13 protein-coding genes and 1 pseudogene are annotated in these 18,881 nt (G+C 62.2%); 10 read left to right on the top strand and 4 right to left on the bottom strand.

Going from position 1 to position 18,881, the window contains the following annotated elements; genetic code table 11:
- Window positions 1-98 precede the first annotated feature (98 nt).
- Both AC1RMG_RS05270 and AC1RMG_RS05265 read right to left on the bottom strand, forming a co-directional pair.
- Window positions 99-1,244 (bottom strand): AAA family ATPase, encoded by a 1,146-nt coding sequence (locus tag AC1RMG_RS05270; RefSeq protein ID WP_125063237.1) that lies wholly within the window; start codon window positions 1,242-1,244, stop codon window positions 99-101.
- A 14-nt stretch (window positions 1,245-1,258) separates the two neighbouring features.
- Complete coding sequence (locus AC1RMG_RS05265; protein WP_493168601.1) at window positions 1,259-2,119, bottom strand: RNA ligase family protein; 861 nt, start codon at window positions 2,117-2,119, stop codon at window positions 1,259-1,261.
- 338 nt (window positions 2,120-2,457) lie between these two features.
- Between AC1RMG_RS05265 and AC1RMG_RS05260 the strand changes: the two genes are divergently transcribed.
- Complete coding sequence (locus tag AC1RMG_RS05260; RefSeq protein WP_011061294.1) at window positions 2,458-3,117, top strand: hypothetical protein; 660 nt, start codon at window positions 2,458-2,460, stop codon at window positions 3,115-3,117.
- Between the two features lie 72 nt (window positions 3,118-3,189).
- Here the strand turns inward: AC1RMG_RS05260 and AC1RMG_RS05255 are convergent, their stop codons facing one another.
- A complete protein-coding gene (locus AC1RMG_RS05255) occupies window positions 3,190-4,881 on the bottom strand; it encodes a SulP family inorganic anion transporter (RefSeq protein WP_011061293.1) in 1,692 nt (563 codons plus the stop codon).
- A 609-nt stretch (window positions 4,882-5,490) separates the two neighbouring features.
- Here AC1RMG_RS05255 and AC1RMG_RS05250 point away from each other — a divergent pair.
- The 9 genes from AC1RMG_RS05250 (at window position 5,491) to AC1RMG_RS05210 (ending at window position 15,676) form a co-directional block, all read left to right on the top strand.
- Window positions 5,491-7,740 carry a type VI secretion system Vgr family protein gene (locus AC1RMG_RS05250; protein WP_015635608.1) on the top strand — a complete coding sequence of 750 codons (2,250 nt, stop codon included), beginning with the start codon at window positions 5,491-5,493 and terminating at the stop codon, window positions 7,738-7,740.
- Between the two features lie 11 nt (window positions 7,741-7,751).
- Window positions 7,752-8,198: a DUF6484 domain-containing protein gene (locus AC1RMG_RS05245; RefSeq protein ID WP_401332711.1), complete on the top strand. Its 447-nt coding sequence runs from the start codon at window positions 7,752-7,754 to the stop codon at window positions 8,196-8,198.
- A 14-nt stretch (window positions 8,199-8,212) separates the two neighbouring features.
- Window positions 8,213-9,325 carry a DUF2169 family type VI secretion system accessory protein gene (locus tag AC1RMG_RS05240; protein WP_103290206.1) on the top strand — a complete coding sequence of 371 codons (1,113 nt, stop codon included), beginning with the start codon at window positions 8,213-8,215 and terminating at the stop codon, window positions 9,323-9,325.
- Complete coding sequence (locus AC1RMG_RS05235; protein WP_092137439.1) at window positions 9,322-10,362, top strand: 3-oxoacyl-ACP synthase; 1,041 nt, start codon at window positions 9,322-9,324, stop codon at window positions 10,360-10,362. The genes AC1RMG_RS05240 and AC1RMG_RS05235 overlap by 4 nt, the downstream gene beginning before the upstream one ends.
- Complete coding sequence (locus AC1RMG_RS05230; protein WP_493168598.1) at window positions 10,362-11,474, top strand: PAAR-like domain-containing protein; 1,113 nt, start codon at window positions 10,362-10,364, stop codon at window positions 11,472-11,474. The genes AC1RMG_RS05235 and AC1RMG_RS05230 overlap by 1 nt, the downstream gene beginning before the upstream one ends.
- A 27-nt stretch (window positions 11,475-11,501) precedes the next feature.
- The gene (locus AC1RMG_RS05225; RefSeq protein WP_093403208.1) at window positions 11,502-12,383 is read left to right on the top strand and encodes a hypothetical protein; all 882 of its coding nucleotides are present in this window, start codon (window positions 11,502-11,504) and stop codon (window positions 12,381-12,383) included.
- Window positions 12,384-12,407: 24 nt separating this feature from the next.
- The gene (locus tag AC1RMG_RS05220) at window positions 12,408-13,658 is read left to right on the top strand and encodes a TIGR02270 family protein (protein WP_492576000.1); all 1,251 of its coding nucleotides are present in this window, start codon (window positions 12,408-12,410) and stop codon (window positions 13,656-13,658) included.
- 99 nt (window positions 13,659-13,757) lie between these two features.
- Entirely contained in the window at window positions 13,758-14,738 is a 981-nt protein-coding gene (locus tag AC1RMG_RS05215) for a response regulator (protein ID WP_493168595.1), read from the top strand.
- 20 nt (window positions 14,739-14,758) lie between these two features.
- Window positions 14,759-15,676, top strand: coding sequence for a LysR family transcriptional regulator (locus tag AC1RMG_RS05210; protein ID WP_015635601.1), 918 nt, complete (start codon window positions 14,759-14,761; stop codon window positions 15,674-15,676).
- Here the strand turns inward: AC1RMG_RS05210 and AC1RMG_RS05205 are convergent.
- A pseudogene (locus tag AC1RMG_RS05205) lies at window positions 15,673-18,852 on the bottom strand (ATP-binding protein). The gene AC1RMG_RS05210 and the pseudogene AC1RMG_RS05205 sit on opposite strands and share 4 nt — an antisense overlap.
- Window positions 18,853-18,881: the final 29 nt, after the last annotated feature.

Raw genomic sequence — 18,881 nt, 5'->3', positions numbered from 1 at the left:
CCTGGTGATTTCTGGCCGTGACTTTCAAGTTGGTTTTTTTCAAGAGGATAGAGTTTGAAACGCCTCATGCCTCGCGTCGCCATGTCCCCCTGGACCACTCACCCCGTCACCGCCTGATAAACAACCCGATGCGCCTCGGTGGGCAGTGGCACTTCCCACTTGAACAGCATGCGGCGGATATCATCGTTGCGCAGCGAGGTGTCGCGCTGCTGGTTGCGCCGCATGATCTCGCCCTCGGGGCGCTCCAGGTAGAGAATTTCCACCTGCGCGCCGTAGCCGTAGAGCAAGTCCAGGGTGCGGTTGCGCATCTGCGCCGACAGGTGCGTCGAGTTCCACACAAAGGGTTTGTGCTCTCGCAGCAAGGCCTTGGCCCGGTCGATGGCGTAATGCGCAGCGGCGCCTTCATTCTGTCCATGGCGCAGGCCCAGGGCCTGGCGGGCGTCGTCGAACGACACCACCGGCAGCTCCGGGTGATGCTGTGCGGTCCAGGTGTCCTTGCCGCTGGCCGGCAGGCCCGAGAGCATCACCACCGACGAACCCTGCGGCGCGTGCAACGGGTAGTCGGGATGTACCCGGGCGCCACGCAGGTACTGAATGCGTGTGTAGTCGTCGGCAAAGGCCCGCGGTCCGTGCAGGCAGCCCTCCTCCTGCGCCAGTTCGCGCCACAGTTCGATGGCGTCCAGTACATCGGCCTTGCCGGCGTAGTTGCGGCCCTGCATATCGGCCTCGGCGACGGCGCAGAGCATCCACAGCGGCAGTTCCCAGGACAGTTTGTGCAACAGGAACTCAGGGCTGCGGCCGCTGCGATCACCCTGCAGGGCGAAAAACGGCACTTGGTGCACGGCGATGATGCGGCAGACCTGCTCGCGCAGCTCGAACGGCACACCGGCGCGCCACAACAGTAGCCGCGCATCCACCGCCCCCCGGCGTGAATGACCGGGCTGGCCGATACGCCCGGTATCCTTGTCGATCACCGTGGTGTCGGGCTTGGCGATGTCGTGCAACAGGGCCGCGAAGAACAGCACAAAGCGCTGCTCGGCGCTGGCCTGCTGGTAGGCGGGTTGGGCCAGTAATGCCTCGACCACCAGGCGGGTATGAATCCATACATCGCCCTCGGCGTGGTAGATCGGGTCCTGCGGTGTGTCGGCCAGGCGCGCCAGGGCCGGAATGGCCGACAGGCAGGCGGCGGTGTCCATATCGCGCCCCGGCTCGGGGACCAGTTGGCGCAGTTGTTGAATATCCATTTCGAGATGCTCCTTCAGTAGCCGTGGCGTGGGCCCTGCCAGTCCATGGACAGGCGCGGGGCATAGAGGTCGACGCCGGCGGCCAGTTGATTGGGGATAAAGGGTTGGCTGGCATGGTGCTGGTCGGCATCGAGGATGGCCTGGACGAAGTCCTGGCGTACCCACTTGAGCCGGCCGAGGGTCTGCTGCTCGTCCTCGAGCTTCAGGTACAGGCCCTCCATGCGGCTGGAGCGGTCGCACTGGCGCCAGGCACGGGCCAGGTCGAGGCCTTCGCGGTGCACCACCTGCTCGAACACCTGGCGCCAGTGCGCGGTCTTGGCCAGCGAATCGCCCACCAGCACTAGCAGCTCGGCATGCCGCCGCGGTGCCGGGCCTTCGTACAGCACAGGCACCGACAGCACCGGCCCACCTTCTAGCAGGCGCCGGCGCGCCGTGGTGGAGAGGAACAGCCCTGTGGCGCGGTCCCACACATCGAACTCGCAGAAGTAATGTGGCAAGTGGTCGTAGAACACCGAGTGCTTCTTGTGCAGCCACTCGCCATACAGCACGAAGCGATCTTCCAGGCGTTCCAGCAACCAGTGCTCATGGGCCGAGGCCCACTGCTTGAACAGATTGAACTGGCGCTCGCGCCCACCGCCGGTGAGGTAGTGACCGCGAGATTGCAGGAGCAACTCGCCGCCTGCGCCAAAGCTGATGCCCGCGTTGGCACCATCGAGTTTTTCTTCCACCACCAGCCACTGTCCGGCCAGGGCGCCATAGCGCACCTGGCCAGTGTCAGTGTCGCCATCTTGCAGGCGCGAGCCTTGCAGGTGGGGCGTACGGGGGTATTTGAGCAGTTCCAGGTTGTGCGCGGTGGCACGAATATCCGTGTGCATGGGTTTGTCCTCGAAAACAGAGAAAAACCAACGACAGGATCAGGCAGGCATGGCAATGAAGCGCCGCCGTGCATAGGCACGGGCAGCCATCAGGCAGGATGGACCGTCGTCGGTATCAGGCGTGTTGGCTGGCGTAGGGCACTGGCTTCACCACTTGGAGAAAAGGTTGCAGAGGCTTTAGGGCGCGCATTCAACAGCAGATAGCGGCATCAGGTCAAGCCCCGAGAGGACAAAACCCCAGCGCCCCTGCTTGCGCGAAACACCCGAGCTTTTGTCATGAAAAAAACCGCCTGGGGCTCATAGGGTGCAGCCAGTCATAACCCGATAAGGAATCGATCATGAAACGTTCAAGCGTGCTGATGGCTGCAGTCATTGGCCTGGCACTTGCACCTTTGGCCCAGGCCTCGTCCATGGCTGACAGCGAAGAGAAAGCCCAGTTGCGCAAACTCTTCTGCGAGTCGAAGGGCGGCGCCGATATCACTGCGCTGGGTGAGTTGAAGAAGTCCGACGACGTCGGCGCCGTGGTGGTGTGCAAGCTCCCGCCCTCGCCCACCACCGTGGTGGAAAACCAGGCGGCATCGAGCCTTGCCGCGCTGCCATTGACGCCTGTCACGGCAACGCTTGCGCCACCGTCGGGGGTCTACAAGCTCGCCCCGGGAGCCAGCAGCGTCAACACTTCATGCTCGGCCAACCTGGCCATCGCCAAATGGGCGGGCTTTCCCAATACCAGCAACGGCAACGCCACCTTGAACTGTCGTGGATACAATGCCGGCGCAGCAGGCGGTACGCTGGGTTGCAAGATCGAATGGACCGGGCCGACCCAGGTCGCCATCGGGGTCACCCCTTACGGCGGCCAGGTCGCGGTGAACTTCAATTGCCAGGCCCTGTACTTCGGTTCCGTCGGCACGGTGATGGATTTCAGCTACGCCGACCCGACGTATCCGCGCATCCGCTATGGCTCGGTCCAGGCCACCAGCAGCATGACCATCACCCAGTGATGCCGGGCCAGCCTGGCTGAGCTTCGATCAAGCGCCGGCAGGGCTGCTCCCTGCCGGTCACCCTCCTCTGCTTCATTGCTTGCCGCGCATGCTGTTGCGCCATATGCGGTAGGTCCTGATTCCCGAACGCACCGAACCGAACAGCAACTGGCTGTCCATTTCCCGGGTCATCCCCGAACGTTCCAGCATCGCCAGGAAAGTACCGCGGGCACGGGCGATAGCGAAGTAGATGCCCTGGGCGGCCAGGGTCTCGCGGATTTCCCGCAGCACCGCGATGCCGCTGACATCGATATCGGTCACCGCCTCGGCATCGAACAGCACCACCTCGGGTTGGCTCTCGCGCTGCACAGTGTCCAGCAGGCGCATCTTGAAATAGTCGGCGTTGAAGAACAGGATCGCGTCGTCGAAGCGATACACCACCAGGCCGGGCACAGTGCGGGCTTGCGGGTACTGGCGGATGTCCACCTGGCCTTCGATGCCGGGCATCCAGCCCAGCACCGCGTCGGTGGGTTGGTAGATGCTGTACAGCAGGCGCAGGATGGCCAGGGTCACGGCGAACATGATGCCCGGCAGCACGCCCAGCCCCAGCACACTGACGGTGGTCAGCAGGCACAGCCAGAACTCGAAGCGGCTGAGTCGGTAGATTTGCTTCAGGGACTTGACGTCGAGCAAGCCCCAGCCCGCCATCAACAGCACCGCGCCCAGGGCCGGCTGCGGAATCCACGCCATGGGCGCGGTGAAAAACAACAGAATCAGCGCAATCGCCAGGGCGGCGATGATGCCCACCAGTTGGCTCTTGCCTCCGGCCATGTCATTGACCGCGGTACGCGAATCCGCACCGCTGATGGCAAAGCCCTGGGAGGCACCGGCGGCCAGGTTGCTCAGGCCCAGGGCGATGAATTCATGGTTGGCGTTGATCGCGTAGCCATGGCGCGCGGCGAAGCTGCGGGCAGTGAGCATGGCGCTGCAGAAACTCACGGTAGCGATGCCCAGCGCGTCGCGCAGCAGGCTCTTGCTTTCCTCCAGGGTGGTCTTGGGCCAGGACAACTCCGGCATCCCGGCCGGCACATGACCGAGGATCGCCACTCCGAGGCGGTCGAAGCCCAATAGCCCGGCCAGCAAGGTGAACAGCGCCACCGTCAGCAGCGCCGCAGGTACGCGCGGATAGCGTCGCGGCAGCCAGATCAAAAGGCCCAGGCTGGCCAGGCCGACGGCCAGGGTCAGGCCATGGATCTCCCCCAGGCGCTGGAGAAAGTCCGCCAGCCCCAGGATGAAGCCGTCGCCTTCGATCTTGAAGCCCACCACCTTGCCCATTTGCCCGGCGATCAGGCTCAGACCGATGCCGTTGAGGTAGCCGATGAGGATCGGCCGCGAGAAGAAGCTGGCGATAAAACCCGCCCGGGCGATCCCGGCGGCAATCAGCATCAGGCCCACCAGCACGGTGACGATCATCGACAATTCGACGGTACGCTGCAGGTCGCCCATGGCCAAAGGCGCCACGGCCCCGCCGAGCATGGCGCAAGTGGCGGCATCGGGGCCGACCATCAGTTGCCGCGAGCTGCCGATCAAGGCATAGACGATCATCGGCAGCACACAGGCGTAAAGCCCGTACTGCGGTGGCAGGCCGACAATCTGCGCATAGGCGATGGCGATCGGGATCTGGATAGCCGCCACGGACAACCCGGCCCGCAGGTCGGCGCGCAACCATTCGCGGCGGTAGTGCAACAAGTTGGACAGGCCAGATAGACAGCGGGATAACGACATGCCGGGTCCTTTCGAAATATTCCGTTTTATTCTTTGGCTGCGCGCTTGTCTGGCAAGGCGACGCGGGGCGTTATTCAAGCGAATCGGGCAACTTAGCGCCATGAGCTGGAGCAGCTTTTGCTTCGATTCACCCAGGTGATTGGCCATGGGCAACCCGCTGAGGCGCAGGTGGTGGTGAGCTTGGGCCGCTATAGATGAACAACCTCTCCCATTCATGGGACGCCAAGCCAGCTATAACGGCGAGTTGCCTTGATGACGCGCCACCTCCCGGTGCATGTCGTCGCGCTCGTAGCCGGGCAGCAAATGACCGTCGGTCACCTACCTTGAAACGGCTCGGTGTTCGCTCCATTGGTCGGAGAGTTTCTTGACTAGGATTAAACCGCGCTAAGACTTTAACCGGAATTGTTAGAGGTGATGCCCAAGTGGCTCTGGACAGAAGGTTAATCCGCAGGAGCCGGATTGACTCGTACGTTCGCTTTGACTGAGTGCCTATGAGGCCGATATGGAGATCATCTCTGTGGTGGATGTACCGCGATGGATGGACACGATTTCCCCTGACCCCGCGAGACGGACGACTGACGCCCGAACACGAGCCAGAGGAAGTCGTTTATGGCAATAACGCAAAACAACCGTTTGGTGCAGGTCGACAGTCCCCTCGGCGGCGATGTCCTGTTGCTGCAGAGCATGGAAGGCAACGAAGAGCTGGGGCGGTTGTTCCACTACGAATTGGACCTCACCTCCGAAAACCGAGCGATCACATTCGACCAGTTGCTGGGCAAGCCCATGGGCCTGACCCTGGAGCTGCACGACGGCAGCAAACGCTATTTCCACGGCGTTGTCTGCAGCTGCCGGCAAGTGAACGGCCACGGTCAGTTCGCCGGCTACCGCGTCAGCCTGCGGCCCTGGTTATGGCTGCTCACGCGCACTTCGGACTGCCGGATTTTCCAGAACAAAACGGTGCCGGAGATCATCAAGCAGGTGTTCCGCGACCTCGGTTTCTCCGATTTCGAAGACAGCCTGAGCGGCAACTACCGCGAGTGGGAATATTGCGTGCAGTACCGTGAAACCAGCTTTGACTTCGTCAGCCGGTTGATGGAGCACGAAGGCATCTATTACTACTTTCGCCATGAGCAGGCGCGTCATGTACTGGTGTTTGCCGACGCCTATGGCGCCCACTCCACGGTGGCCGACTATGACTCGGTGCCCTTCTACCCGCCCGATCGGCAAATGCGCGAGCGCGACCATTTCTACGATTGGCAACTGGAGCGGGAAGTCCAACCCGGTTCTCTGGAGCTAAACGACTACGACTTCAAGCGCCCCCGCGCCAGACTGGAGGTGCGCTCCAGTGTGTCGCGCAGTCACAGCAACGGCGACCACCCGCTCTACGACTACCCCGGTGAATACGTTCAGAGCAACGACGGCGAGCACTACGCGCGTACCCGCATCGAAGCCATTCACAGCCAGTTCGAGCGCGTGCAGCTGCGCGGCCGCGCCCGCGGGCTGGGCTGCGGCCATTTGTTCAAGCTGACCGGCTACGAGCGCGAGGACCAGAACCGCGAATACCTGGTGGTGTTCGCACGCTATCAGATCCGCCAGGAACTCTATGAAAATGCGCAGCTGGACCTGTCCGAGCAGTTCACCAGCGAGCTGGACTGCATGGATGCCAGCCAGGCCTTCCGCCCTCTTCCCCTGACCCCCATGCCCATTGTTCGCGGGCCGCAGACCGCCGTGGTGGTCGGCCCCGATGGCGAGGAGATCTGGACCGACCAGTATGGCCGGGTCAAAGTGCATTTCTACTGGGACCGCCACGACCAGTCCAATGCCAATAGCTCCTGCTGGATGCGCGTGTCCCAGGCCTGGGCCGGCAAGAACTGGGGGGCGGTGCAGATCCCGCGGATCGGTCAGGAAGTGATCGTCAGTTTCATCGAAGGCAACCCGGATCGGCCGATCATCACTGGCCGCGTCTACAACGCCGAACAGACCGTGCCCTACACGCTACCGGCCAATGCCACTCAGAGCGGGGTGAAAAGCCGTTCGAGCAAGGACGGCTCACCGGCCAACTTCAATGAAATCCGCATGGAGGACAAGAAAGGTGCGGAGCAACTGTTTATCCATGCCGAGAAGAACCAGGACATCGAGGTCGAGAACGACGAGACCCACTGGGTCGGCCACGACCGCAGCAAGACCATCGATAACGACGAGACTGTGCATGTCAAACACGACCGCACCGAAACCGTCGATCACAACGAGACCATCACCATCGGCGTCAACCGCACCGAAAGCGTGGGCAACAACGAGGACATCAGCATTGGCGTCAACCGTACCGAAAGCGTCGGCAGTAACGAGACGATCAGCATAGGCCTCAACCGCACCATCAGCGTGGGCGCCAGCGAAACCGCGACCGTGGCCCTGCAACGCACCCATGCGGTAGGTATCAACGAGACGATCGCCATCGGCGCCGCGCAGGAAGTTGTCATCGGTGCCTTTCAAACGGTGAATGTCGGGGCCTACCAAAACGTCAACGTGGGCCTCTACCAGTCGACCAATGTGGGTACCAACCGCTCGGTGGACGTCGGAGCCAATCTTTCAACGACGGTAAAAGACAACGAATCGCGCCAGGTCGGCGCAGGACGCACGACCGATATCGGCAAGGACGATGAGCTGACGGTGGGCAAGAACCTTGTCATCGATGCCGGTGACTCGGTGACCATCATGACCGGCAAAGCCAGCATCGTCATGAAGAAGGACGGCACCATCAGCATCAGCGGCAAGGACATCACCATAGACGGCTCTGGCGTGATCAACATCAAGGCCAACAAGAACGTGGTGATCAAGGGACGCAAGATCCTGCAAAACTAGGAGTAACGCGTATGACGGTTCAATACTCACTGCCCACGCAGGCCCGCATCGATGGCGTAGTCGTCGGTGTACTGCTCGACCTGCCACAGGCCAGTGCGCCCTGGGTGACCTACCCCGGCTGCCCCGAGCAACAGAGGATCGCCGCCCGCAGCACCACCCTGCTCTCCCCTGAAGACATCGGCAGCCAAGTGGCGCTGATGTTCGAAGATGGCGACCCTTCCCGCCCGCTAGTGATCGGCCGCCTGCTGAGCCAGGCCATGGCACCCGAACCGGTTGCCAGCGTGCAACTGGACGACCAGCGCCTGGAACTGCGCGCCGAACGCGAGATCGTGCTGCGTTGCGGCAAGGCCAGCATCACCCTGACCCGCGCAGGCAAAGTGATCATCCAGGGCGCCTACCTGTCCAGTCGCTCCAGCGGGGTCAACCGCATCAAGGGTGGTTCGGTGCAGATCAACTAGATAGGTAGTCGCCTATGGAATTGCTCAACGCCAGCAAACTGCTTGCTGCCTATACCCAGGGCATGGAGCCCGATGGCCGCGAATCCCTGGTGGTAGTGGTCAAAGGCACGTTTAATCTGCCGCTGGACGGCCGCGCGGCGACCCTGGCCGAGACCCAGCAACCGCTGCTGATGGCCGATACCTTCCTCGGCGAACCCGGTCTCAGCGCCCCCCTGCAGGAAATGGACTTCGCACCGGTCAAGCCGTTCTGCGACGTGCTGGTGCGCGGCAAGGCCTATGCCCCAGGCGGGCGACCCGTGAGCCAGATGGCAGCGGGCATTCGCGTCGGTCAGATGAGCAAGGCCTTTTCCGTGCTCGGCCCCCGACAATGGCAATTGGGGCTACTGGGCGTTTCTCCCGGCTTGCCGCAGCCCTTCATCGAGCAGGACATCTCTTATGCCCAGGCCTTTGGCGGCAGCCATCCGATGGCGGAAGACTCCGAATTGCGTTACAGCTACCTGGACAATCCGACCGGTTGTGGCTGGTTTCCAAGCCGCATGGGTAGTGCTGCCATCGTCGGCATGCCGATGCCGAGCACCGAGGAATTGGGCAAGGCGATCGACAGTCCCTCTGGCGACTTCCGTCCTATGGCCCTTGGCCCCATCGGCCGCAGCTGGCCGCAACGTGCTCGCTTCGCTGGCACTTACGACGATGCCTGGTTGGCCGACCGCTTTCCGTTTCTGCCGGGAGATTTCGACCGTCGCTACTTTCAGGCGGCCCCTGACGATCAGCAGATTCCTTACCTGCGTGGCGGCGAGGATGTGTTGCTGCTCAACCTCACACGCCAGGAGCGCGCGGGCTTTCGCATCCCCGAAATGGACGTGCCGGTGACCTTCTTTCTGAAAAAAGGCGGTCACGAGACTGTGCAGGCGGTGATCGATACCCTGCTGATCGACACAGACGCGCTCCAGGTGCAACTGACCTGGCGTGTCTCTCGTGTACTACGACACAACATGTTCGAGATCGCTCAGGTGCTGGTCGGCACTATGTCCACAGGCTGGTGGCGCGCCCGCGAACTGGGCAAGGATTACTACCCGTCGCTCTCCTCCCTGGTAAAAGCCAGGCACGCCCCTGAGGAGACAGACTGATGACTGCACTTTGCATCATCGGTTCCGGCATGGTCAGCGCCGTTGGCCTCAGCGCACCCGCGAGCTGCGCGGCGATTCGCTGCGCTATCGATAACTTCCAGGAAACCCGCTTCATCGACTGCGGCGGCGAATGGCTGATCGCTGCCAGCGTGCCTCTGGAGCAGCCCTGGCGTGGGCGCAGCAAACTGATCAAGATGGCCGCCTGCGCCATCGCCGAGGCGCTGCAAAGCACCCCTAACGTCGACCCGGAAAAGACCCCGCTGCTGCTGGGGGTGGCGGAAGTCGAGCGCCCCGGCCGCCTCGACGGCCTCGATAAGGGGCTGCTGCACGCCATCGAAGCCGAACTGGGCCTGCGCTTTCATCCCAGTTCCAACGTCATCGCCTATGGACGGGTCAGCGCTGCCGTGGCCCTGCTTGATGCGCGTACGCTGATCTACCAGGGCGGCCATCGCCACGTGCTGATTGCCGGCGTCGACTCCTTCTTGAATGGACCGACGCTGGCCGCTTTCGAAGCACGCGATCGCCTGCTCACTAGCCAGAACTCCAACGGATTTATCCCCGGCGAAGGCGCCGCCGCCGTGGTGCTGGCCGCCCCCGTTGCCAGCGAAGAACCGCAATTGGCCTGCCTCGGCCTGGGATTCGGCGTGGAGAAGGCCACCGTGGAGGCCGAAGGTACTCCCCTGCGTGCTGAAGGTCTGACTCAAGCCGTACGCGCTGCCCTGAGCGAGGTTGGCTGTGGGTTGGAGCAAATGGATTATCGGCTCACCGACATCTCCGGCGAGCAGTACTACTTCAAGGAAGCCTCCCTGGCCCTGAGCCGTACCCTGCGGGTGCGCAAGGAGTTCTTCCACCTCTGGCACCCGGCCGACTGCATTGGCGAAGTCGGCGCCGCCATCGGCCCGACGATGCTGGCCGTGGCCCTGGCCGCCAGCCGCAAGGGCTACGGTGACGGCCCGAATATCCTCTGCCACCTCGGCAACGACGCCGGCCAACGCGCCGCCGCCCTGCTCAGCTACCAGACCGTGAGGGCTGCCTGATGGCCAACGAGGTGTATGCCAACAATATGGAGATTTCCTGCAAGGCGGCCGATGGCAAGTCCGTCGCCTGCTTTCCGGATGTCTGCTTCACCCCGCCCGTGGCTCCGCCGACACCGATAGGGGTACCCATTCCCTACCCCAATACGGGTATGTCCAAGGACACCACCCGGGGCACACGAACGGTCAAGATCACCCGCAAAGAGGTGATGCTCAAGGACAAGAGTTACTTCAAGACAAGTTATGGGGATGAGGCTGGGAATGCGCCCAAGAAGGGGGTCATCACTAGCAAGATCAAGGGGAAGGTGTACTTCACTTCCTGGTCGATGAATGTGAAGTTCGAAGGTCAAAACGTAGTACGGCACCTTGACATGACGACGCATAACCATGCTTCACAGCCAGGTAATACCCCTCCCTGGCCTCACCTTTCCAAGATGTCGCCGAGCACCCAGGGAAAATGCAAAAGGGAGAAAAAAAGAGAAAGAAAATCCTGCCAGGAATACAAACCGTACGGTGAAAAGAATGTTTGTAAAGAGGCCGAGCTGAGCGGTGAAATGGTCAATGAAAGCGCTTGGGCCAGCAAAACAGCGACAAGAGCCAAAGCAAACAAATGCTTGTCGGCTCGCCGCTGTCAGTTAGTGCCGTACCGCCCTAAGGACGAAGCAGGTATAGCCGGATGCTGTCCAGCACAAACACCTGACCATGTCATACCCAAAAGCTCATTTTCTGTAGGAGCGTTCAGTAACAACAAGCGCCAGCCCGGCTGGGAAGAGTATTCGAAAGATACGGCGCCTTGTATGTGCGTTGAGGGCTGGGGGAACACTCATGGGAGTCATGGTGTCCGACACAGCGAGCATAAAGCTCTGGGGGTTATCGCTGGGGTCAAGAAAGGCGATATGCGCGAATTCAGTAAAGAGGCCTCCATGGCGGCCCAAAGTACTCGTGGCGCGTTTCCCGAGTCAAACTGTAGCGAACGCTGCCTCACGGCACAGTTGGCCGACGGGCATAAAAAAATGCTACCGCCAAATACGCAGCCCCCTAAAGTAAAACATTCACCAAGCGGAAGAAGTAAGCCAGCGGTATTGAACCGTACTGCGAGAAGACCCTCCCCTTGAGCCACCACCCAATAAACGGATATTCATATGGCTGACGAATGGCTGGAAGATTATTACTACGCTTATGTTGCCGCCGTAGACGCACAAAAATCTTTTTTCGCTTTTCGGGAAATCGGACTAGAAGCCCAAGACGTTTCGCACACTATTTTCCTGGAGTACAACTCTGGAAAGTGGCGAGAAGTTGGCGAGGCGACTTGGGATACCGTTGCAATGACCACCGACCGGTCACAACAGATGCTGGCAATATCCGAAGAGGGTGAAATCGGGGAAGGCTATCTCGGCTCGACCCTCAGCTTGTCGCAAATGGATCCGCCACCGCTAATGCTCAGAGGGATAAGCTCGATAGGCGAATATACCTACTTGTGCGGAGTGTCCCGAGAAGTGTATGTACGCCATGGATCTTCTGCCTGGCAGCCTATCCATGCCCCAAAGCCTACGAGTAAAGACAGTGTTTTTGGCTTCGAAGCACTGGGCGGTTTCTCCAATGATGAAATCTATGCCGCCGGCTGGAAGGGAGAAATATGGCTGCGAGAGCAAGGCAACTGGCGGCAAGTCGACAGTCCAACCAACTTTAAAATAACTGCATTGATATGCGCCTCTGATGGTTATTGTTATTTATGTGGCCGCCAAGGCACTTTGTTGCGTGGCAGAGCAGACACATGGGAAATTATCGATCTCGAAGAGTTCACCGATGATTTCTGGAGCATTGCTGAACACCAAGGAAAAATCTATTTAGCCACCTTGTTCGAAGTATACGTTCTCGATGAAAGTTCTTTGCGGCCAGTCAACTGGAATATGCCAAAGCCCAATACTTGCTACTGTCTTTCCGCTAAAAACGGGGCGCTTTGGTCTGTTGGCCAAAAGGATATCTTGGTACATGACGGGCAGAGCTGGAGGAAACTTGCTTAACTCACTATTTCTCAAGACTTTGAAATGTACTCGAACTTGATTCCGCTGATTCTGGATCAACATGTCGAAGAAGCCAGCTTCCTCGCCGTCCTGCGTGACTATGCCCTGGGCGCACCGCACTACGACTTCGACCACCTCAGCCAACTCGACGAGCGCATCGACGCCCACCTTGACGGCCTTCGCGTCGCCGGCACCTGCGGCCTGGAAACCCTGTTGGCTCAACTTGGGCCACACGCCATTGGCGAGCTGTTCGCCAGTGTGGTGCTGGCCTTCGAGGCGGGTAACGCACAGGTGTTGTCACGGCTCAGCGAGCATTTGCGAAGTGCCGTAGAAACGGAGAGCGGCTACCTGATGGCCTTGGGTTGGCTCGACTGGAAGTGGGTATCGCCCTGGATCGATCGCCTGCTCGCCTCCCCCGACCCCCTGTTTCTGCGCCTCGGCCTGGCCGCCTGTGGCATGCACCGCCACGACCCCGGCGCTGCCCTGCTTACCGGACTGTCCCACGCCGACCCAAGCGTCCTGGCACGTGCCGCCCGCACTGCCGGCGAGCTGCGCCGTCGTGACCTGATGCCGACAATTCGCACCCATCGGCAACACGAGGACACCGCCACGCGCTTTTGGGCCAATTGGGCCACCGCGCAGATGGGCGACGAGGAGGCGCTGGAGCCGCTGCGGCAGTTCGCCGAGCAACCGGGCCAGTTCCAGTACCGCGCGCTCTGTGTACTGCTGGCCTGGCAAAGGCGTGAGCACAGCATCGCCTGGATACGCCAGTTGATACAGAACCCCGAGCAACAGCGCGTCGGCATCCAGGCCGTTGGGCTGCTGGGCGACCCGGTCAGCGTGCCCTGGCTGATCCAGCAGATGAGCGACCTGCCTCATGCCCGCGTCGCCGGCGAGGCCTTCAGCCAGATTACTGGGGCAGACCTGGCGTTACTCGATCTGGAATTGCAGGACCTGCCGGATTTCGATGCAGGCCCGAACGACGACCCTGAGGATGCCAATGTCGCCATGGACCCCGATGAGAATCTACCCTGGCCCGACCCGCAGTTGATCGCAGCCTGGTGGCAGGCCCATGGAGGTGATTTCCAGGCGGGCGTGGGCTATGTGCTGGGGCTGGCGCAGCGCGAAAGCAGTTTTCAGCAAGCGCTTGTCCGGGGCCAGCAACGCCAGCGTATTGCCGCCGCCTACGGCATCGCCCGCTTCCGGCCGACCGAAGTGCTTTTTCCCACCAGCGCACCGGCCTGGCGGCAAAAGCGGTTGTTGTCCGGAGGATGAGCAGGCGATTCATTCTCTTCGACTGCGGCAGCTGGACGCTAGGTGCCCATAAACCAAATACGCTAGACTGCCGGCCTATTTTGTTCAGGCCCCCTCGTCATGCCCGCAGAGCATGTTCCCAAGCCCTATACGCTCCTGGCCATCGACGATGATCCGCAATCGTTGATCGTGCTGTCGAAAACCCTGACCGCCGAATATGAAGTGCTGCTGGCAAAGAACAGCGAACGTGGCCTGGCCCTGGCTCGCAGTGCCAGCCCCGATCTGATCATTCTCGACATCCTGATGCCGGAGATGGATGGCTTCCAGGTGCTCAGCGAGCTCAAGAGTCATCCGGCGACTGCAGCCATTCCGGTGATTTTCCTGACCTCGCGCAGCAGCGTCGAAGACGAACGCCTGGGGCTGCTGCTGGGCGCCGCCGATTACATCGCCAAGCCGATTTCGCCCCCTGTGGTACTGGCCCGGGTGGCAACGCAACTGGGCTACCGCAACAAACCCCTGCATGACCTGCAAGCAGTGGCCGGACCTTGCGCCGGCAGCGACATGCGCGACGGTTTTGTCAGTGCATTGACCCTGCAACTGGCCGGCAATCCGCAGATTCGCCTCCAGGCCCTGCTCGATACCCTGTCGATTCTGCTGCGCAGCAGCCCGAGCCGGCGCGACCCCGCGGCCTTGCGCAGCGCTGCCTGCCTGGCGCTGATGGGCCTCAATCAGCCGGGCAGCCGTATCGATCAGGCCCTGGGTCACAGCAGGCTGCTGATTGAAGAGATTCTCGCCCACGCCGAGCCGGAAGACCCGATCCTCAACCTTGCCTGGAAAATCACCCACGCCGATGCCTTGCTCAAGGGCCCTGGCGACCTGCACACCTGCGAGCAGTTGTCCCTGTCGGCACGTCTGTTCGCCCTGGCGCTGAACTACCACCTGAGCCTGCTCCAGACCAGCACCGAGGACCTCCACAGCCGGCATGCGCAAGCCATGGGCCAGATGTACCGCCAGCCCGGGTTCGAGCAGTGCATCGCCGGCGACCCGGAGCCGCTGTCGGCGGCCTTGCTGAGTTCGTCACAGAGCTTTTTCGGCCGGTGAATGGATGGTGAGCCTGGCCAATGCCTAACTTCGCAGATCTGGAGCTGTTCATTCTGATCGCCGAGCTGCAGGGCCTGTCCCCCGCCGCTCGCGTCATGTCGATCACCCCGGCTGCCGCCAGCCTGGGGCTCAAGCGCCTGGAAAACCGCCTCGGCGTGCGGCTGTTCACCCGCTCCACCCGCACCATGAAGCTCACCCCCGAAGGCGCACGCTACCTGGAAAGTGCCCAGCACGCCTTGAAGATCCTGGCCAACGGCAAGCGCTCGTTGCGCCACGATGACGGCATGCTGGAACTCACGGTGTCTTCCGACCTGGGCCGCAACCTGCTGCTGGACATGCTCGCCCGGCTCAAGCAGGAACGGCCGCGCATGTACATCAAGCTGGCGCTGAGCGACAAGGAAGAGGACCTGCTCAAGGGCCGCTTCGATGCCGCGTTGCGCTACGGCAAGAACCTGGCCCTGGATCTGGTCGAGCTACCGGTGCTCAAGCAGCATTACTTCATCGCCTGCGCCGCGCCAGATTACCTGGCCGAGCATGGCCAGCCCGAGTCGCCGGAACAGCTGAGCGAGCACGAATGCATCATCTGCCACAGCATTGGCCGCCCGGAGAGCCGCTGGCGTTTCCATGGGGCCGGCAAGGTCGAGGACGTGCCGGTGCAAGGGCATTTTTGCTGTGATGATGGCGATGCCGCACGGCGCTGGGCCGTGGCTGGCCATGGCGTGGTCAACCTGCCGCTGCTCAATGTCGTGGAGGACCTGCTCGCCGGTCGCCTGCTACCCTTGCTGCCCGGTTGGCAGTCCGACGCGGCGCCGCTGAATCTGGTGGTCTCGCACCGCTCGCAGATCACTTCGTCGTTGCGCGCCTTGCATCAATGCCTGGTCGAGCACTGCACCGACCGCATGGCCCGCTATCAGGCCCTGACCCAGGACACCCGCTAGCCCTGGAAGTCGACAAGCAGGTCATGGGCCTGCTGGAACTCCAGCCGGTAGATCCGCTCTTGAATGGCCCGCAGAGGGTCACAGGGGTATTGCTCGCACAGTTCATCGATCAGCGCCAGGGCCTGGGCATTATGGCTGCGCAGCAGCTTGGCCAAGCGCTCCAGTGCCAGCACCTGCTCAGGGTCCAGCCCCAGCTGCTGCGGTGCCAGATCCCCGTCGGCTGCCCCTGGCAGGGACGCCAGGCCGGCCAGCACCGGTTCCAGGCACCGCGCCAGCTGCTCGATCAGCGGCCCCAGCGCTGCCGGCCCGCCCGCCTGTTCCTCCAGTTTTCCAGCGGCCTCTTTGACCGCCGTGGCACCGATGTTCCCAGCGTTGCCCTGCAGGCTGTGGGCCAGAGAGCCGAGGGCGGCCAGGTCCCCTGCGGCATGGGCTTGCCACAAGCGTTCGATGACCTGCTGCTGGCTGTCACGAAAGTCGGCCAGGAGTTTGCGGTGCAGGGCCAGGTCCTGGTTCACCACCGCCAGCCCGCGCGCGGTGTCGATGCCTGCATAAGTCGAGTTCAAGACCCTTGTACCCGGAGGCGCCGGAACTTGCGCTACCGGCATGTCCGTCGCTTTGATCCAGCGCACCAGGGTCCGATAGAACGCCGCGACCTCCAGGGGCTTGCTCAGCAGATCGCTCATGCCGGCCGCCACCGCCCTGCCCTGCACATCGGCCTGGCTACTGGCGGTCACGGCGATGATCGGCAGCCACCGCAGGTGCGGATACCCGCGAATCTTGCGGGTCGTGGCGAAGCCGTCCATGACCGGCATCTGACAATCCATCAGCACAGCGTCAAAGCGCCCCTCCTCAAGCAACAGACGCAGGGCCTGCGCACCGTTCGCCGCCAGCGCCACCTGGACCCCCACGCGCTGCAGCAGGCCCTGCAACACTTCCTGGTTGAGCCCGTTGTCCTCGACCACCAGCACCCGCGTCCCCGCCAGCCAGCGTACCGGGTCATTGATCGCACCCTGCCCCGCTGCGGCACCAGTCGCCGGCGCGGCAGGCGTGGCGCAGTTTTCCTCAAGTGGTAACGGCGACAGGTTCAACTGCACGCTGAACTTGAATGTTGCGCCCTGCCCTGGCTGGCTTTTCACCCAGATATCACCTTGCATCAGTTGCACGATTTTCTTCGAGATGGTCAGCCCCAGGCCGCTGCCGCCATAACGCCGGCTGATGGACCGGTCGGCCTGGACAAAGACATTGAACAAGCGGGCCTGCTGCTCGTCGCTGATGCCCACCCCGGTGTCGGTGACGCTGAAGCACAGCAGCGCCTGATGATCCCACTGGCGCACCAGGCACACACCGATACAGACATGGCCGGCCTCGGTGAACTTGATCGCGTTGTCCACCAGGTTGGTCAGCACCTGGGCCAGACGCAGCGGATCACCCACATAACGGCGCGGCAGTGAAGCCGGAATATCCAGTTGCAGCCGCAGCGCCTTTTCTTCCGCGCGCTGGCGGACCAGCAGCAACACATCGTCCACCAGTTCCCGCAGGTCGAAGCCCACCTGCTCCATGCTCAGCTTGCCGGCTTCGATCTTCGACAGGTCGAGCACGCCGTTGATGGTGCCCACCAGGTGTTTGGCCGCACGGTCGATCTTTTCGATGTAGTCGCGCTACACCGGCTCCAGCGGCAGGTCCAGTGCCAGGTGGGCCATGCCGATGATCGCGTTCAGCGGCGTGCGGATCTCATGGGACATGCAGTCGAGAAACTCCGACTTGGCCTGGGTCGCCCGCTCGGCATCCTGTCGTGACTGTTGGATTTGCGCTTCCACCGCCTTGCGCTCGCTGATGTCTTGCAGCACCCCGGTGACCCGCGTCGGTGCTCCACTGGCGTCGCGCTGCATGATCTTGCCGATGTCCAGCACCCACAGCCATTGCCCCTCTTTGTTGCGCATGCGGTACTCAGCGCGGTATTCGCCGACTTCATCGTTCAGGTGCGCCTTGAGCCGGGCCATGACCGGCTCGTAGTCGTCCGGGTGCACCAGAGCGGTCCAGCGCTCCAGGCCATGGCCGAAAGCCTGTTCCATCTGCTGTTTGCTGTAGCCAAGAATCTGCAGCCAGACATCGTTGTTGATGACCGTCCCCAGGCTGAGGTTCCAGTCCCACAGGCCCAGGGCCCCGCTTTGCAGGGCCATGTCCAGGCGCTGTTCGCTCTGCTCGATCTGCGCCACGTCGCGCTTGTGCCGCCGGGCATCGGCCAGACGCCGCAGGCCGCCCCACAGCAACAGCAAGAACACCAGGGCACTCAGCCCCTCGATCAGCAGCACCTGTTCCCCCGGCAACAGCGTATCCAGGTCGCCCAGGGTGATCAGGGTCCAGGGACCGCTCGGGTCATTCCAGTCGAAATCCACCCGGGACAGGCTATAGCGCCGGCCGTCCAGCTGGACCACCGACTGATGGGCATCGAAGGGCAAGCGTTCGGGCACCCCGTTGGCAAACCGATAGTCGCTGAACTGGCGGCGGATCTCCCCCGTGAACCGATTCCAGGGCCAGGCGCGGTCGGACTTGAGGATAAAGGCCGGGGAACTGGCGGCCAGCACCACGCCGCTGGGGGACAGGATCATCTTCAGATCGTCGCTGTACGGCTTGCTCAGGCTGGCATCGAGCCTATCGGCATCAAAACGCGCCACCAGCACCCCGATCACCTTGTCCTGGCGCGTACGCGACTCGAAGATCGGTACCGCCATGTAGAACATGCGAGTGCCGGTGGTGGCGCTGATGGCGCCGTAGACACTGCTGCCGCCATCGAGAGCCACCTTGAAGTAGGGGCGGAAGGCCACGTTCAGCCCCAGGGGCGTCTGCCCGTGCTGGTCATGGGCCGCTACCACCACCCCTTCCCGGTTGAGAACAAACGCATGGTTGGCTTCCACCACCAGGGACAGGGTCTTGAGGGGAATGGTGGCCCGCTCCATCAGGTCCGCAGAGGGTTCGGGCTCCAGGACAATGCGCTTGAGCGAGGGGTTGTGACGCCCGAGGATCGACAGTGCGCCAATGGCAAAACCGTTGGATTTCCATTGTTCCAGGTCCTGGGCCTGCTCCCGGGTCTGCATCTGGATGCTGGCCCGGTAGACGTCTTCGACTTGCACACGGTAGTAGTTGCCCAGCGCCCCTGCGGCGCCGCCCGCGATCATCACGCCCAGGGCATAACAGCAGCGCCTGT

This window comes from Pseudomonas sp. GW822-FHT04H02 (assembly GCF_058800645.1).
The sequence above is the reverse complement of the archived record's forward strand: the minus strand, read 5'-3'. Positions and strand labels throughout refer to the sequence as shown.

What these genes read in the sequence shown, in the direction of transcription:
- AC1RMG_RS05230 (WP_493168598.1), top strand. Translation starts at nt 10,362, where the DNA reads ATGGCCAACGAGGTGTATGCCAACAATATGGAGATTTCCTGCAAGGCG.
- AC1RMG_RS05250 (WP_015635608.1), top strand. Translation starts at nt 5,491, where the DNA reads ATGGCAATAACGCAAAACAACCGTTTGGTGCAGGTCGACAGTCCCCTC.
- AC1RMG_RS05210 (WP_015635601.1), top strand. Translation starts at nt 14,759, where the DNA reads ATGCCTAACTTCGCAGATCTGGAGCTGTTCATTCTGATCGCCGAGCTG.
- AC1RMG_RS05215 (WP_493168595.1), top strand. Translation starts at nt 13,758, where the DNA reads ATGCCCGCAGAGCATGTTCCCAAGCCCTATACGCTCCTGGCCATCGAC.
- AC1RMG_RS05255 (WP_011061293.1), bottom strand. Translation starts at nt 4,881, where the DNA reads ATGTCGTTATCCCGCTGTCTATCTGGCCTGTCCAACTTGTTGCACTAC.
- AC1RMG_RS05265 (WP_493168601.1), bottom strand. Translation starts at nt 2,119, where the DNA reads ATGCACACGGATATTCGTGCCACCGCGCACAACCTGGAACTGCTCAAA.
- AC1RMG_RS05260 (WP_011061294.1), top strand. Translation starts at nt 2,458, where the DNA reads ATGAAACGTTCAAGCGTGCTGATGGCTGCAGTCATTGGCCTGGCACTT.
- AC1RMG_RS05270 (WP_125063237.1), bottom strand. Translation starts at nt 1,244, where the DNA reads ATGGATATTCAACAACTGCGCCAACTGGTCCCCGAGCCGGGGCGCGAT.
- AC1RMG_RS05220 (WP_492576000.1), top strand. Translation starts at nt 12,408, where the DNA reads ATGTACTCGAACTTGATTCCGCTGATTCTGGATCAACATGTCGAAGAA.
- AC1RMG_RS05245 (WP_401332711.1), top strand. Translation starts at nt 7,752, where the DNA reads ATGACGGTTCAATACTCACTGCCCACGCAGGCCCGCATCGATGGCGTA.
- AC1RMG_RS05225 (WP_093403208.1), top strand. Translation starts at nt 11,502, where the DNA reads ATGGCTGACGAATGGCTGGAAGATTATTACTACGCTTATGTTGCCGCC.
- AC1RMG_RS05240 (WP_103290206.1), top strand. Translation starts at nt 8,213, where the DNA reads ATGGAATTGCTCAACGCCAGCAAACTGCTTGCTGCCTATACCCAGGGC.